Source organism: Ruminococcus sp. J1101004sp1_RTP21198st1_B9_RTP21198_201120, assembly GCF_040924245.1.
Lineage (GTDB): Bacteria > Bacillota > Clostridia > Lachnospirales > Lachnospiraceae > Blautia_A > Blautia_A faecis.
Window position 1 is genome coordinate 148,068 of the sequence record NZ_JBCOMI010000005.1, and the last position, 15,939, is coordinate 164,006.

Annotated in this window: 11 protein-coding genes; 4 read left to right on the plus strand and 7 right to left on the minus strand. The window is 43.1% G+C overall.

Features of this window, described 5'->3' with window-relative positions:
- Positions 1 to 161 precede the first annotated feature (161 nt).
- Positions 162 to 2,198 carry a beta-galactosidase gene (locus AB5618_RS04940; RefSeq protein WP_173718049.1) on the minus strand — a complete coding sequence of 679 codons (2,037 nt, stop codon included), beginning with the start codon at positions 2,196 to 2,198 and terminating at the stop codon, positions 162 to 164.
- Between the two features lie 129 nt (positions 2,199 to 2,327).
- Between AB5618_RS04940 and AB5618_RS04945 the strand changes: the two genes are divergently transcribed.
- Entirely contained in the window at positions 2,328 to 3,083 is a 756-nt protein-coding gene (locus tag AB5618_RS04945; RefSeq protein WP_173715737.1) for a PIG-L family deacetylase, read from the plus strand.
- Between the two features lie 104 nt (positions 3,084 to 3,187).
- Here AB5618_RS04945 and AB5618_RS04950 read toward each other — a convergent pair whose 3' ends face one another.
- Together AB5618_RS04950 and ileS are read right to left on the minus strand one after the other, a co-directional pair.
- Entirely contained in the window at positions 3,188 to 5,662 is a 2,475-nt protein-coding gene (locus tag AB5618_RS04950; protein WP_368366559.1) for a glycogen/starch/alpha-glucan phosphorylase, read from the minus strand.
- Between the two features lie 28 nt (positions 5,663 to 5,690).
- On the minus strand, positions 5,691 to 8,843 hold the full coding sequence (gene ileS / locus AB5618_RS04955; protein ID WP_173715782.1) for an isoleucine--tRNA ligase: 3,153 nt from the start codon (positions 8,841 to 8,843) through the stop codon (positions 5,691 to 5,693).
- A 754-nt stretch (positions 8,844 to 9,597) separates the two neighbouring features.
- Here ileS and AB5618_RS04960 point away from each other — a divergent pair.
- Positions 9,598 to 10,830, plus strand: coding sequence for a D-alanyl-D-alanine carboxypeptidase family protein (locus AB5618_RS04960; RefSeq protein ID WP_368366545.1), 1,233 nt, complete (start codon positions 9,598 to 9,600; stop codon positions 10,828 to 10,830).
- Between the two features lie 137 nt (positions 10,831 to 10,967).
- Here the strand turns inward: AB5618_RS04960 and AB5618_RS04965 are convergent, their stop codons facing one another.
- The 4 genes from AB5618_RS04965 to AB5618_RS04980 all read right to left on the minus strand — a co-directional run bounded on the left by AB5618_RS04965 (position 10,968) and on the right by AB5618_RS04980 (position 14,376).
- Positions 10,968 to 12,251 (minus strand): hypothetical protein, encoded by a 1,284-nt coding sequence (locus tag AB5618_RS04965; protein ID WP_368366546.1) that lies wholly within the window; start codon positions 12,249 to 12,251, stop codon positions 10,968 to 10,970.
- Positions 12,252 to 12,368: 117 nt separating this feature from the next.
- Positions 12,369 to 13,319, minus strand: coding sequence for a 3'-5' exonuclease (locus tag AB5618_RS04970; RefSeq protein WP_173715733.1), 951 nt, complete (start codon positions 13,317 to 13,319; stop codon positions 12,369 to 12,371).
- Between the two features lie 96 nt (positions 13,320 to 13,415).
- Entirely contained in the window at positions 13,416 to 13,499 is an 84-nt protein-coding gene (locus tag AB5618_RS04975) for a DUF6783 domain-containing protein (RefSeq protein WP_368356867.1), read from the minus strand.
- Between the two features lie 442 nt (positions 13,500 to 13,941).
- The gene (locus AB5618_RS04980; RefSeq protein WP_173734793.1) at positions 13,942 to 14,376 is read right to left on the minus strand and encodes an Hsp20/alpha crystallin family protein; all 435 of its coding nucleotides are present in this window, start codon (positions 14,374 to 14,376) and stop codon (positions 13,942 to 13,944) included.
- A 295-nt stretch (positions 14,377 to 14,671) separates the two neighbouring features.
- Here AB5618_RS04980 and AB5618_RS04985 point away from each other — a divergent pair, with 295 nt between their 5' ends.
- Positions 14,672 to 15,046: a hypothetical protein gene (locus tag AB5618_RS04985; protein WP_368366547.1), complete on the plus strand. Its 375-nt coding sequence runs from the start codon at positions 14,672 to 14,674 to the stop codon at positions 15,044 to 15,046.
- An 81-nt stretch (positions 15,047 to 15,127) separates the two neighbouring features.
- Positions 15,128 to 15,769 carry a hypothetical protein gene (locus AB5618_RS04990; RefSeq protein WP_368366548.1) on the plus strand — a complete coding sequence of 214 codons (642 nt, stop codon included), beginning with the start codon at positions 15,128 to 15,130 and terminating at the stop codon, positions 15,767 to 15,769.
- Positions 15,770 to 15,939 lie beyond the last annotated feature (170 nt).

Here is a 15,939-nt window from a genome sequence, read left to right on the forward strand (position 1 = left end):
TTACAACCACAATCAGACCAGGCAGAAAGCCGCCAGCATATAAACCAACACACGGACCAAACAAATCACGCTACTGGTGTTCCAAACAAATACTGGTAACACAAAAAGTTCCGGTAACCGATGTCTTTCCACCGTTTACCGGGACTTTTTATGGTTTCTTTTTAAGCTTCTTCCACGATTTTCACACCCCATGCAGGCATTTGGAGAGCGGTGCCATTTTCTACGGCGGTGTTTTCTAACAGCTCTATGCCATTTTTATAATCATAAGGCATTTCCAGTTCCATACCAGAATAATTCAAGAAATAACAAACAGTTTTTCCCAGATCATTCAAACCTTTTCGCACAATAATTGGGTAGTGGTATTCTGGGATTTCTACGCCTGCTTCCGGGAGCACGGCTTTATAAACGGACTTCAGGGTTTCCTCGTCTGTCATGCAGCCGATGTATACGGCCTGGCCTTTTCCGTAGTGGTTTCGGGTGATAGCGGCGTAATCTTTCCAATTATAGTGCTCGTAAGATGCCAGCACTTCTGCTCCTTCCGAAACCAGAAGCTCCATAAATACATTCGCAGCTGGGTGTGCATTGCCTTTCTGATCTGTTTTTTCCGGAATGACTTCCCCTGTTAAGCCTACATTTTTCGGGAAAGTGAACTGATCGTAATGGACTCCGAAGCAGTTGCTCAGAATATGTGGCTGCACCTGATGACTTACCTTCACATTTTCATTTGCAAAAGCAGTTTTAAAGGATGCAATCAGGGTTCCGCCATTTTCCACATACTGTTTTAACCGTATGAGAAGCTCATCAGGTGCCGCATACAGGGCTGGTACTACAATTGCTTTATATTGCTCCAGATTCTCGGACTCTGGCCAGATGAAATCGCATTCTACGTTCATGTGATACAGAGTATCGTACATCCAACGCATAACGTCATTATAATAGATACTCTTAGCATCCGCGCCGGGTGCCTGTTCCTGGATTCGGAACCAGTTCAGGGCAGTAAGCGCTTCATTGCTGACCAGTACTGCCACTTCATTTTTCTTCTTCAGATTAACCAGATGTTTTCCAAGGCGGGCAAACTCGTTACCAATTGTGCAGGCTTCCCTGTAAGTGGCATTTTCCTGGAAATCATGGCTGAGCAGGCCTTTCCAGTATGTCTCAAAAGAATTATGGATGGAATGCCAGTGCCAGTACATCACGCTGTTTGCGCCAGATGCCAGGTGACTGTATGCCTGTAGTCTCAACTGTCCTTTATATGGTGTCCATCCAGGAAATCCCTGTGCTTCGGTTTCAATTACCAGATAGTTGTCCTGTTTCAGGGATCGGATCAGATCTCCGCCGAATGCAATTTCTGCGCCAGTGAGGTCATCCTGTGTAGGATGGTAAATATCGGTTCCTGCAATTGTCAGGCACTGGGACGCATGAAAATGGTTTACATAAGGCTGAATGCCATAGGAATATCCACGCCACTCAAAATCCAGATTATGGGTTACAAACTGGTCTTCTCTTCTATATTCATTTACAATATCAGCCTGCCAGCCGAGGAATTTGTCCACCAGAGTTCTCTGGAATTTCTCAAATTCTGCGCCAAGGCTTCCATTGATCGTACCACGCACATCTGGAAAATCCTCCCATGCATTAATTCGATTGCTCCAATAATCCAGCCCGAATTCGTAATTCAGGGCATCCAGATCATCATGGAATTTTTCACGAATATATTTCACAAACTGCTCCTGCACGTTTTTTCCAGCAGTTCCGTAATATTTCGTCTCATTATCCAGCTGGAAGCCGATGACGCACTTTCTATGTGCTGTGCGCTTCATCAGTTCTCGGATTACACGCTCCGCATAGAACAGGTACACCGGATGGGTAATGTCCATGATCTGACGGGCACCGTAAATACCTCTTCCTCTTACTGTTTCAGCCAGTACATCCGGATGCGCCTTCACCATCCATGTAGGCACAGCATAGGTAGGCGTACCGATAATCACATTGATTCCTGCCTCTTCCATGGCATCCATTACTCTTTCCACATGGGAAAAATCAAATACTCCTGGCTGCGGCTCGCAAGTGCTCCAGGTAGACTCGGCAATTCGAACGGTATTGATTCCCGCTTTTTTCATCATTTCCACATCTTTATCCAGGCGGTCATACGGCATATACTCATCATAATATGCTACTCCATAAAGAAGTTCTTTCATGTTCATCCTCCATTATTTTTTATGGCATTATATCTTAGCTTGTAACTTATCTCAAATATAGTATAATTATTACAAATAATCAATTTCGATTTCGTCTATACAAATAAACTCAGAAATGGAGTACCTGATATGAAAAATAATTTTTCTCCCAGTTCCAACACTGCCAGCCTTTTTTCCTGGTTTGTGCGGCACTGGAAACAGTTACTGGCGGCAATTGTAATACTAAGCGCGATTGCCTTTGCCTGCCATAAGCTTTATCTTTTTTATCCTTACCTGAATCTGCCCCATGTAACTGCTGCCGATCTGGACGCCCTTGATCTGGATGGTTACGACAAGGTGATGTTTGTGGCGCACCCAGATGATGATTTGCTCTGGGGTGGACGGCACTTGATTGAAGACGATTATCTGGTAGTGTGTATGACCCGTGGAAATGATCCGGTTCGAAGCGCAGAATTTAAATCCGTAATGGAAGCTACCGGGGACAAATATCTGATTCTTTCCTACCCGGACAAAATCGGAAAAGATCGCAGCAGCTGGAACTACTGGAAAAAAGATATGGAAGCAGATATTACCACCGTTCTGAACTATAAAGATTGGAAACAGGTTGCCACTCACAACGCAGACGGCGAGTACGGCCATCACCACCACCAGATGACTCACCAGCTTGTAGCAGAAGCCTATAAAGAGACAGACTGCAATGCTGATTTCTATTCTTTTGGAACGTATTATGTAAACGACAAGGTTCCCTACGACCTTGAAGAAATGCCTAAAGATCTTTATATACAGAAGCGCAAGCTGGCAAAGCTCTATGTCAGTCAGCGGACTACCGTAAGGAAAATGTATCATATGCTGCCCTATGAGTACTGGCAGAAAGAAGATTTCTGATCTTATATAAAAAGCTGTGTCTATGCCAGAATTTATTTATCCTGGCATGAACACAGCCTTTATTATTTCTTATAATTTTTTTCGCAAAATGAATCTGCCCTTATTTATTTCTCAGCAGCCTCGCTCTTGGTTACAGTAACCTTATCCAGATGCCAGATATCATCTACATACTCCTGGATGGTTCTGTCAGAGGAGAATTTACCACTGCATGCAGTGTTCAGAAGTGCCATCTTCGCCCACTTCTTCTCATCTTTGTAAGCTGCCTCCACTCTCTTCTGAGCCTCAGCATAGGATCTGAAGTCTCCGAGAATGAAATACTGGTCTGCTCTGGAGCAGTTCTTAGTATTCAGAAGAGAATCATAGATATCTCTGAACAGCTCTGTATCGCTGGAGAAGGTTCCATTGATCAGCTGCATCAATACCTGACGGATCTCAGCATCTGTATTGTAGATAAAGTCTGGATCGTATCCGCCATGGTTCTCATAGTTAATGATCTGGTCAGCGCTCATACCGAAGATGAATGCGTTCTCCTGACCAACTTCCTCAACGATCTCTACGTTTGCACCGTCCATGGTTCCAAGTGTAGGAGCACCATTCAGCATGAACTTCATGTTACCTGTACCGGAAGCCTCTTTACTTGCAGTAGAAATCTGCTCGGAAACATCTGCTGCTGCAAAAATCAGCTCAGCATTAGATACTCTGTAATTCTCAATAAATACAACTTTGATCTTGCCGCCAATTGATGGATCATTGTTTACAACATCTGCTACGCAGTTGATCAGTTTGATGATCTTTTTCGCACGCTCATATGCTGCAGAAGCTTTTGCACCAAAGATGAAGGTTCTTGGATAGAATTCCATCTCCGGATGTAATTTAATCTGGTTGTACAGATAGATTACATGAAGGATATTGAGAAGCTGTCTCTTATACTCATGAAGTCTCTTAACCTGTACATCGAAAATGGAGTGAGGATCAACTTCAACACCATTGTGCTCCAGGATATATTTTGCAAGACGCTGTTTGTTCTGGAATTTAATGTTCATAAACTCCTGAAGAGCCTTCTCATCGTCAGCATATACCTTCAGCTTGCTGATCTGGGAAAGATCTGTGATCCAGTCTGGTCCAATATGGTCTGTAATCCATGCAGCAAGATTCTGGTTTCCGTGAAGAAGGAAACGTCTCTGAGTGATACCGTTGGTTTTGTTATTAAATTTCTCTGGCATCATCTCATAGAAATCTTTTAACTCCTGCTTTTCCAGAATCTCAGTATGAAGTCTTGCAACACCATTTACAGAGAAGCCTGCAACGATTGCAAGGTGAGCCATCTTAACCTGTCCGTCATAGATGATTGCCATCTTTTTGATTTTCTCATAGTTTCCAGGATATTTATTCTGTACTTCAATGATGAAACGACGGTTGATCTCTTCGATGATCTGATATACACGTGGAAGAAGTCTGGAGAACAGCTCGATCGGCCATTTCTCAAGAGCCTCAGCCATAATGGTATGGTTGGTGTAAGCAACACATTTGGTAGTTACAGCCCAGGCATCATCCCAGCCAAGACCTTCCTGATCCATAAGAAGACGCATAAGCTCTGCAACTGCCATAGTCGGATGAGTATCGTTCATCTGGAATACGACTTTCTCGTGGAGCTTCTTAATATCATTATGTGTTTTCTTATATTTCTCGATTGCAGCCTGAATACTTGCAGATACGAAGAAGTACTGCTGTTTCAGACGAAGCTCTTTACCGGACATTTTATTATCGTTCGGATAAAGAACGTTTACGATATCCTTTGCGAGGTTCTCCTGCTCAACGGCTTTCTTGTAATCACCTTTGTCAAAGGAATCAAATCCAAACTCTTCGATAGCAGCAGCATCCCAGATACGAAGTGTATTTACTACATTGTTCTCATAACCAACGATCGGCATATCGTATGGGATTGCCTTTACTGCCTGATATCCTTCATGGACAACTTTGTTCTGGCCGGTTGCCTGGTCATATTCAACTCTTACATATCCCCCGAAATGTACCTCTTTTGCGTACTCCGGACGACGAAGCTCAAATGGATAGCCTTCTTCAAGCCATGCATCCGGAACCTCAACCTGGTATCCGTCTCTGATTTCCTGTTTGAACATACCATAACGGTAACGGATTCCGCAGCCATATGCACTGTATCCAAGTGTTGCAAGGGAATCAAGGAAGCATGCTGCAAGTCTTCCCAGACCACCGTTTCCAAGAGCCGGATCCGGCTCCTGATCCTCAAGTGCATTGATGTCGATTCCAAGCTCTTCAAGAGCTTCTTTCACTTCACCGTATGCACCAAGGTTTAAAAGGTTGTTTCCAAGGGCACGTCCCATAAGAAACTCCATGGACATATAATATACGATCTTCGGATCCTGCTTTTCATAAGCGTTCTGTGTATCAAGCCAGTTATCGATGATCACATCCTTCACTGTGTAGCTTACTGCCTGGAAAAGCTGCTCCTGAGTTGCCTCTTCAAGCTTTCTGCGGTAAAGAAACTTAACGTTGTCTTTTACACTTTTCTTGAAGGTTTCTTTGTCAAACTGTTTGTCAATCATTTTGATCCTCCTGTTGTATGTTAAATCAAAGCTTTGTAACACCAAGAGTTACATGCTCTTTATTAATATTCCACTCTTTTACATAACCATTTGTCTCGCCATAAACGACTTCCTCAGCCAGAACTTCAGATTTGATCTCAGCCTCATTTGCCTTCATGGTCTCGATAATCTTGTCATTATCTTTTACAGATACACGGATCTTATCCATAACCTCAAAGCCAGCCTCTTTACGCATGGTCTGTACCTTGCTGATGATTTCGCGGACAAATCCCTCTTCGATCAGCTCAGGTGTCAGGTTGGTATCCAGAACAACTGCAGTCTCGCCTTCTGACTCAGTTACATAACCTTCTGTCTGTGCGGTCTCGATGAGCAGGTCTTCCTCTGTAAGCTCAACCTTGTTTCCATCGATATCAAGTACAAGTACACCGTTTGTTTTCAGCTCGTTCATAGCCTTGCTTCCGTTGATCTGGGCAAGTGCAGTACGGATTCCGCCGAGAAGCTTGCCGTATTTCGGTCCCACTGTACGAAGCTGTGGCTTGAAGCTGTAGGAAATGAAGGATTCCACGTCATCTGCAAATTTCACTTCTTTTACATTCAGCTCGTCTGCAATAATGTCTGTGAAATATTTATCCATCACCTTCGGAGCTTTTACATACATGGTTCCGATTGGCTGACGGTTCTTGATATTTGCCGTATTACGGCATGCACGGCCAAGAACAACAACGTCCAGAACTTCTTCCATGTTTTCTTCCAGATCTTTGTTGATCCACTCTTCCTTTACTTCCGGGAAGTCGCAGAGATGGATACTCTCAGGAGCTGTTTTGTCCAGAGATCTTACAAGATTCTGGTAAATATCCTCTGTCATGAACGGGATCATCGGAGCTGCAGCCTTGGCAACTGTTACCAGTGCTGTGTAAAGAGTCATGTACGCATTGATCTTATCCTGCTCCATGCCTTTTGCCCAGAAACGCTCACGGCAGCGTCTTACATACCAGTTACTCATCTCGTCTACAAAGCCCTGAAGTGCTCTTGCAGTCTCCGGAATCTTATAGTCGTTCAGATCCTCGTCAACAGTCTTTACAAGTGTATTCAGCTTGCTGAGGAGCCATTTGTCCATAACCGGAAGCTTGTCATAGTCAAGTGTATATTTGGTAGCATCGAAGTTATCAATATTTGCATAAAGTACAAAGAATGCATAGGTATTCCACAGAGTACCCATGAATTTACGCTGACCTTCCTGAACAGCCTTGCCATGGAAACGGTTCGGCAGCCATGGTGCACTGTTGATGTAGAAGTACCAGCGGATGGCATCTGCACCGTATGTCTGAAGTGCATCAAACGGATCAACTGCATTTCCCTTGGACTTGCTCATCTTCTGGCCATTCTCATCCTGAACATGTCCAAGAACGATAACGTTCTTATATGGAGCCTGATTAAACAGAAGAGTAGACTCAGCAAGAAGGGAGTAGAACCATCCTCTTGTCTGGTCAACAGCCTCAGAAATAAAGTTTGCCGGGAACTGCTGTTTGAACAATTCCTGATTCTCAAATGGATAATGATGCTGTGCAAATGGCATTGCTCCTGAATCGAACCAGCAGTCAATAACCTCCGGTACACGGTGCATAGTGCCGCCGCACTCCGGACACTTCATGGTAAGCTCGTCAATGTATGGGCGGTGAAGCTCTACTGTCTTGGCGCGCTCGTCACCAGTTTTCTCATAGAGATCCTGACGGCTTCCAACAGATTCCATATGACCGCAGCTGCACTCCCAGATATTCAGTGGAGTTCCCCAGTAACGGTTACGGCTGATTCCCCAGTCCTGAACGTTCTCAAGCCAGTCGCCGAAACGTCCTTTACCGATGCTCTCCGGGATCCAGTTAATGGTGTTGTTATTGCGGATCAGGTCATCTTTAACAGCTGTCATTTTGATAAACCAGGATTCTCTTGCGTAGTAGATTAGTGGTGTATCACAACGCCAGCAGTGTGGGTAATCATGCTCAAATTTCGGAGCATCAAACAGCTTGCCTTCTTTTTCAAGATCAGCCAGTACCATTGGGTCTGCTTTCTTAACAAACACGCCGGCATATGGTGTCTCAGCAGTAAGATCACCCTTGCCATCTACAAACTGTACAAACGGAAGGTCATATTCACGTCCTACACGGCTGTCGTCTTCACCAAATGCAGGAGCGATATGAACAATACCGGTACCATCACTCATGGTAACGTAGTTATCACATACGAGATAATGCGCTTTCTTGCCCTTGGATGCTACATAGTCACCTGTGCATTTAAACAGCGGCTCATATTCCTTGTATTCCAGGTCTTTTCCTTTATAGGTTTCCAGAACCTCATATGCAGGCTCTTCTTCCTTTGCAAGCTTGCCAAGTACTTTGTCAAGAAGTGCTTCTGCCATATAGTAAGTGTATCCGTCTGCTGCTTTTACTTTACAGTAAGTCTCATCCGGATTTACGCAAAGTGCAACGTTAGAAGGCAGTGTCCACGGTGTTGTGGTCCATGCCAGGAAATATGCATCCTCTCCAACCACTTTGAAACGTGCGATTGCAGAACGCTCTTTTACTAATTTATAGCCCTGGGAAACCTCCTGGGATGAAAGCGGGGTTCCGCAGCGTGGACAGTAAGGAACGATCTTGAAGCCTTTGTATAAGAGGCCTTTGTTCCAGATTTCTTTCAGTGCCCACCACTCGGACTCAATATAATTGTCCTCGTAAGTTACATATGGATGCTCCATATCAGCCCAGAAACCAACTGTTGAGGAGAAATCCTCCCACATTCCTTTGTATTTCCAGACACTCTCTTTACACTGCTGGATGAACGGCTCCATACCGTATTCCTCGATCTGCTCTTTTCCATCCAGACCAAGCTTCTTCTCTACTTCAAGCTCTACCGGAAGACCATGGGTATCCCATCCAGCCTTACGCGGAACCATGTAACCCTTCATTGCACGGTATCTTGGGATCATATCCTTGATAACACGTGTCAGCACATGGCCGATATGCGGCTTGCCGTTTGCTGTTGGCGGTCCGTCATAGAATGTGTAAGTCGGGCCTTCTTTACGGTTTTCCATACTTTTTTCGAAAATATGGTTTTCTTTCCAGAATTCTTCTACTTTTTTCTCGCGATCTACGAAATTCAGATTCGTGTCTACTTTCTGGTACAAAGCTTTTTCCTCCTTTAAAATTATCAGTCGATTGCTGTTGGGATTTCCTGTTACATAAAGAATCCTGCCTGCAGGATTCTCCGCCTGCATAAAAAGAATCCTGCTTTGCAGGATTCTCCGCCTGCGGCGGGTCGCTATAAGCGACATCTACCTTTCCGCCGCAGTGCGATCCTGCCCGGCAGGGCTTTTTATGCTATAGGGAATTCCAACGGAATTTCCTATAGCATAAAAAAAGCTCTCATCCTGCAAAAGGACGAAAGCTGTCAGCACTCGTTATACCACCTGTTACATTGTACGGGCTTGCACACGCAGCCGATACACGCTCCCTGTAACGGGGGAATTCCGTTATCTCCTACTTGTTCCTTCAGAGATAAAACTCCGGAGTGATCTTCGGCTGAATCTACTTGCGGCGGGCTTACACCATCCCCGTCTCGCTGAAAAGATTGCTGCTGTCTGTGTCTGCACAACCTTAAACGTTCAAAATCAGCTTACTGTCTCCATCACAGTCTTTAACTATTCTGTTTCCCGTCTATTATAATGGTCTGAATTTCTATATGTCAAGTGTTTTTCCGCTGAAAAAATGGGGAGAATAGGGGAAAATAATGCTGAATTTGTGGATTTTCCGGGGTGCTGTGAACAATTCACACTCTTTTAATAGTTTTACATAAAGAAAAGTGGTATAATGCAATTACGTATTGGGAATTTTATGTACTATTTTAAGAAAGGATTTTATATGATTAGGAAAAATCTTCATATGAAAATAAAGCGGATTTTCTGTGGAATCCTGACAGCAGCAATGCTGCTTGGGCAGACGGGCGCTGTCTGGGCAGAAGCTACAGACACTGCCAGCGAATCTCCCACTCCTACTCCGGATCCGCATACCGAATATTATGCACAGGCAGCTGATACCGATTCCATTGAGGGTTGGCCGGAGGGTCCTAAGATTGAGGCGCAGTCAGCAGTTCTCATGGACTTAAATACAGAAGCGGTCCTGTATTCCAAGAATGCCAATACTCAGCTTTACCCGGCCAGTATTACCAAGCTTCTCACCTGTCTTCTTGGATGTGAGAACCTGGACGTGAACGCACAGCTTACCCTTTCTCAGCAGGCGGCTTACGGAATTGAAGCGGGAAGTTCCACCATTTATGGTGATGCCGGAGAGGTTTTTACAGTTGAACAATGTCTTATGGCACTGATGCTGGAATCAGCCAATGAAATGGCACTTGGTATTGGGGAAGAGGTTTCCGGTTCTGTGAAGAAGTTTGTAGAGCTGATGAACACCAGAGCCCAGCAACTTGGATGCAAAAACACCCATTTTAATAACCCTAACGGACTTCCTGATGAGACTCATGTAACCACCGCAGGCGATATGGCAAAAATAGCCAAGGCTGCATGGCAGAATCCACTTTGCAGGAAATTTTTCACCACAGATCTTTATGAAATTCCGCCTACCAATATTTTTACAGAAACCCGCTATCTGCTCAATCATCACAAGATGATGGCTGGCCGGGATTACGCCTATGATGGTGTTCTGGGTGGAAAAACAGGCTACACAGATGTTGCCGGTGCTACTCTGATCACCTATGCCAAGCGTGGAAATATGACCCTGGTTGCAGTTGTGATGAATTCCGTAAATGGCGCCTGGGCTGACACAAAGAGCCTTCTGGATTACGGTTTCGACAATTTCGAATGTAAAAAAGTAAAAATCAGAAAGAATCCTGTTCCGAAGAAAAATCTTCCAGGTGAGCAGTATCTGCTGAATAATTGCGGAAATACTTATCCATTCTACTACACAAAAAATGTATACGTGACCGTCCCCACAGGAACAGACCTCAGTGTTCTTACCAAGAAACAGGCCATTCTTTCCAACGCTGTGGGACCATTGAGATTAAAGAGCAAGTATTATTTCAATGGTCAGATGGTTGGATGGGGAATGCAGTATGAACGGTCGATCATGACCAGTCTGCTGACAACACCGACTTTATAGAATAAGGGCTAAGAATGAAAACTGCATTACGCATTTTCGTTCTTAGCCCTGTATTATTTTTATTGTAACTCCTCTACTTTACACAATATTCTTTTATCTCTTTATTCGAAATGCCCCTATTACTACAGTTTCTTTCCTCAACTCTTATACCAGAATTTCAGGCATTTCACCTTAATATTTGAAGGATTTGCTATTAATTTTCCTATATTCAGCTTCATGGTTTTTGTCTTTCCCGGTTTTATATTGACCTTGAAGGTTTTGGTTCGGGTCATTTCTTCATTAATGGTCATGGTGAATTTCAGCTTCACTTTGGTGATGGTACTTTTGGATTTATTGGTGAAACGGGTTGTGTAAATGGTTTTGCCGGAATCCGGATAATATTTATAGCCTTTCACTTTTACCTGAAGCTGTTTCAGTTTTGGCTTGGGGGCAGGCTTTTTGCCGACGATCACGGTTATGGTTCTCCGCTTGCCATTTACCAGGGCACTTACCTTGGCCGTGCCAGGCTTCTTTGCGATCAGGAATCCTCCGGCTGCATCAACGATCTTTTTATTGCTGGATTTCACTTTCTTGATGGTGATGCTTCCACCGCCGGTTTTGAAAACATAATTGGAAAACATGGTGGTATCCCCCACCTTCAGGGAGATGGAGCTGGAAACAGTTATGACTGTTTTCGCTACTGTGAAGGTTACCTTTTTCGTCTGATTTCCATATTTGAAAATGAAATCCGCCGAACCTGCTTTTGCAAAATATACGCTCACCTCAAAGCTGTCATTGGATTTTGGAGTAATGCCTGTAACCTGTGCCACCGATGAGTCCGAAATACTTACAGAATATTTGGACGAATCCTTATTTGAATAAAAAACATAAGGATCGTCAACCGTTACCAGAAACACTCCTGTGGTTTTGTCGTAATTGTTTTCCGGAGGATAAATGGCAATATCTGCGTTTTTGCGATTTTCCCGTACATTTACCGAGATGGAAAAATCTACGTTCTGCTCACTTGGAAAACTATCGTAATTTACAAATATTTCCATCAATTCCATTTCATCAGATTTGGAGAAGGTGGCTGAGCCCTGCAGCACCGTACCTCCGTTTGAATATAAGGGTATGCTGTCGTCATCCAGATACACGCTTGCCCTGCCTGGTGTCAGACTGGAGCTTTGAAAAGTCATAGTCACATCTACCTTGTAATCCATGGAGTCTTCATGAGGGATCTGATAACCAATATAATAGCGGAATTCGTCTCCATCCCACACATTCATGCAGCCCGTTCCGCTGAGTTTAAAACCATCCGAGGTAACTTCCTTGGTAATAGCAGCCTGCGCCCGCAGCGGACCAAAGAGAACCATCAGCAGTGTTACAAAGAAAAATGTCAGAATGTATTTCCCAAACCTGTAAAAATAATTTCTTAAACTCATAAAATCCCCTCCTTTTTATATGCTGTTGTTGTATTACTTATAAACAGCATATGTGATTGGAGAGGATTTTTCTATTAACCAAATGTTAGTTTTTCATTCATTACAAGCAGTAGTTATTTACTGCTCTTCTTTCTTCAGTCTCCGTTTGGCACGATGAGCATCACGTTTCTGGCGGATTTCATCGGCTTCTTCATCTGTTACATTGGTGAGCTTCTTAATTACATAATACTTATTGTCTTCCGTTCGGCGAATCCTGATTTTTCCCAGTACAAAGCCGTGCTCCTGACAAAGGGACACACTGTAATAAACCTTGGAATTATTCATAAACCAACGTATCTTACGCTTGGCCGGATTATGGCATAATGGACATTTCGTGCTGGTTACTTCTCGGTCCTTCATGGCTTTTTCGCGGGAATAGAACTCTCGGGATACATATTTATCATAGGTTGGATAGGATATGTGAATCTCTTCACGCTTACTCTTGGGATTCTGATACACGTCCAGGGATGAGTTTGGAAAAATGTATTTATCTTCTATTTTCTGGAGAATACATGCAGTATAATAAGCATCTCCCAGAGCACGGTGAAAATCCATTTTCTTCTCCACGCCCATTTTATCAGCAGCAAATTCCAGGGCACGGCGCTCGTCATTTTCTTCATAACGAATGGCAAATAATTTCTGCACATCATAATAAGTCACAGGACCTTTCAGCAGGGAAAGTTTTCCATAATATTTCATGTTCCGCTGCAGTTCCATTACATCCTGATTTCCCCAGGTAAAGAATATATATTCTTCGCCACACCATTCCAGAAATTCCGTGATGGCCTGTGGGAAAAGAGTTCCTTTCTGCAGATCCTTATAATTCATGTGAATCACTTCATGGATGCTGTCATGAATCCAATTGTACACCTGGGGCTTGATCAGACGCTGAAAGCTATCCACAATTTCTTTCTCTTCATTTAGTTTTATGGCGCCGATTTCTATGATTTCAAAAGGCAGACGGCTGTTAGACCACCTTTTTCCCCCTGGACTCTGATTCCATTCCAGGTCAAATACAATATAATTCATGAGTAAATTCCTTCTCTGAAAATGTTTTTGTTACTGTGAACGGAGTAACAGTAACATGTTTTTGCCATCCACGATTACTGCAGCAGCATCTTGTTTTCACGCTCTGAAGCCTGTTTGAAAAAGGCTTTCTGCAAGATATGCATCACAATTTGTGAGAGATTTTTGTTCTGTCTTTCGCAGTCATCAACAATTCCAGACAAGTATAGCAGACAGGTGAAATGATGTAAAGACATAAGAAAAAACCTGCCGGTGGGTAGCCGGCAGGAAATGAGGGGGTATGAAACAAAATCTATGTAAATTAGAAAATCGTCTTAAAATGAAACACAATCTAAAACACAATCTATATAAAAGAAGCTGTTTACCATTATTTCAATATCGCTGAATAATCCATACACTGCAAGCACATCAAATAAAACATGCTCTGCCGCTTTCACTCGTTACTTATGTAAGTCGGCAATATCAGCCGCCGCTTCTGATTTACGGCTAATGCACACTATATATTATCTATTTCAATCATCTATTTCATCGGCACGAAGCAGGTGAACTACTCCGCGCCAATTATTATCTGTTATCAATTTCCCACGGAAATTCTTATCTATTAAAACAACTCTTTCCCCGGGAATCAGCCTTCAATAGAAATAAATTTTTTCTCTTCAGGCACTTTCTTCTTCGCTTCCTTCGGGAAAGTAACAGTCAGAACACCATTGTCATATTTCGCATGGATGTCCTCATGCTCCAGTTCCTTACCTACATAAAAGCTTCTGGAGCACTGTCCGGTGTAACGCTCTCTGTGAACGTATTTACCGTTATTGTCTTTCTCATCTTTATTCTCGGTTCTGGAAGCCTGAATGTTCAGATAGCCATCCTTCAGCTGAATCTTCACATCCTCTTTATGGAAGCCTGGAAGATCAATGCTCAGCTCATAATTTCCATCCACATCCTTAATATCTGTCTTCATCAATTCAGCAGCTCTGTAACCTCTGTGATTCTCTCTTTCTACAGGTAATCTCATCCAGTCATCAAATAAATCTTCTCCAAAAATACTAGGCATTAACATAATCCATTCCTCCTTATATTGTGAACACTTGCGTGTTTAATTAACATCTTTGTTCAAACTGGAAGATTTCTTTTTCTCTCTTCCTTTGTTCTGTATGTAATATAACATGTATTGTTAGCACTGTCAAGAGGCGAGTGCTAATTTCACATTTTTTTCACATTTATCTTAAATGAAAAACTAAATTTGTGTCCTTTTCACATTTTCCTTTGTGAATCTCCAGAAATTCTGGTACAAACGGACTGCCTCTCCATTTTCCTCTACTGCATCTGTATTTCCAGTGATTGCATTGTAGATCATGGCAAATGCCAGACTCTCCATTGCCCCGGCATATTACACTGGTTCCGAGGTAACTCCTGAAGTGACAGTTACCCACAGTGGTAAAACCCTGGTAAAAGACAGGGATTTCACTGTAACATACCACAACAACATTGAACCAAGCAGTTATTACAATTCTCCGTGGGTTGGAATTGATGGAATTGGAAATTACCAGGGGTATGTAACCAAATCGTTTACTATAAACAGAGCTGACATCAGCAGCTGCACGGTTACGCTTTCCAATGAAAGCCTTACCTACACAGGCTCCTCTTTACGCCCAAACGCCACAGTAAAAAGCGGGGACAAGGAATTAACCCTGAACCAGGATTATTACGTTTCCTACAGAAACAACTGAGATGCAGGTACTGCTTCCGCAATCCTCACTGGAACTGGAAATTACACTGGTTCTGTTACGAGAGACTTTACCATTAAACCATTGGATATCAACCGCTATTCCGCTTCCCTTTCCCAGTATTCCTACACCAGTGACGGAACAGAGAAATGCCCGGATGTTACCGTTACATACGGAGACAAGACACTTGCGGCAGGCACTGATTTCACAGTTTCTTATAAAGATAATGTGAAGGAAGGTACTGCTACTGTAACTATTACTGGAGCTGGAAATTACACCGGCATTATTAACACAACCTTTACGATCACAGCTGCTCCTTGCAAGGATGACTCGGACGCAGGAAAAGATAATCCTGGTAAAGATGATTCTGGTAAAGACGATTCTGGTAAGGATGATTCCGGTAAAGATGACTCTGGTAAAGACGATTCTGGTAAAGATGACTCCGGTAAAGACGATTCCGGTAAAGATGATTCTGGTAAAGATAACTCTGGTAAAGACGATTCCGGTAAAGATAACTCCGGTAAAGATGATTCCGATAAAGGCAACCAGAACAGCAGCATGAAAAAGGCGAAAACCCTTACCGTAAAAGGCTCTGCTACACGCGCAACCTTAAAGAAACTGGTTTCAAAGAAAAAATATTATGTACGGATCCGCACCTACAAAGTTGTAAGCGGCAAAAAATATTATTCCAAATGGAGTTCCAAAAAATCCGTAAAAATTAGATAATGTCAAATGCCAGGCAGCGTCTTTGAACGACGCTGCCTGGCATTTTTTCATAAATCTTCCAAACCTACCTGAAGATTCTATATTCTCTGTGTAACTATTCAGCACCTTCACAGTTACAACCTCCGCAAAATAGTACATACCTACTGAATAGTTATTTTTCTGTTTAAGTT

Excerpts from the sequence above, each read along its gene's own strand:
- AB5618_RS04970 (WP_173715733.1), bottom strand. The coding sequence starts at position 13,319 with ATGAATTATATTGTATTTGACCTGGAATGGAATCAGAGTCCAGGGGGA.
- AB5618_RS04945 (WP_173715737.1), top strand. The coding sequence starts at position 2,328 with ATGAAAAATAATTTTTCTCCCAGTTCCAACACTGCCAGCCTTTTTTCC.
- AB5618_RS04985 (WP_368366547.1), top strand. The coding sequence starts at position 14,672 with ATGGCAAATGCCAGACTCTCCATTGCCCCGGCATATTACACTGGTTCC.
- AB5618_RS04965 (WP_368366546.1), bottom strand. The coding sequence starts at position 12,251 with ATGAGTTTAAGAAATTATTTTTACAGGTTTGGGAAATACATTCTGACA.
- AB5618_RS04980 (WP_173734793.1), bottom strand. The coding sequence starts at position 14,376 with ATGTTAATGCCTAGTATTTTTGGAGAAGATTTATTTGATGACTGGATG.
- AB5618_RS04960 (WP_368366545.1), top strand. The coding sequence starts at position 9,598 with ATGAAAATAAAGCGGATTTTCTGTGGAATCCTGACAGCAGCAATGCTG.
- AB5618_RS04940 (WP_173718049.1), bottom strand. The coding sequence starts at position 2,198 with ATGAAAGAACTTCTTTATGGAGTAGCATATTATGATGAGTATATGCCG.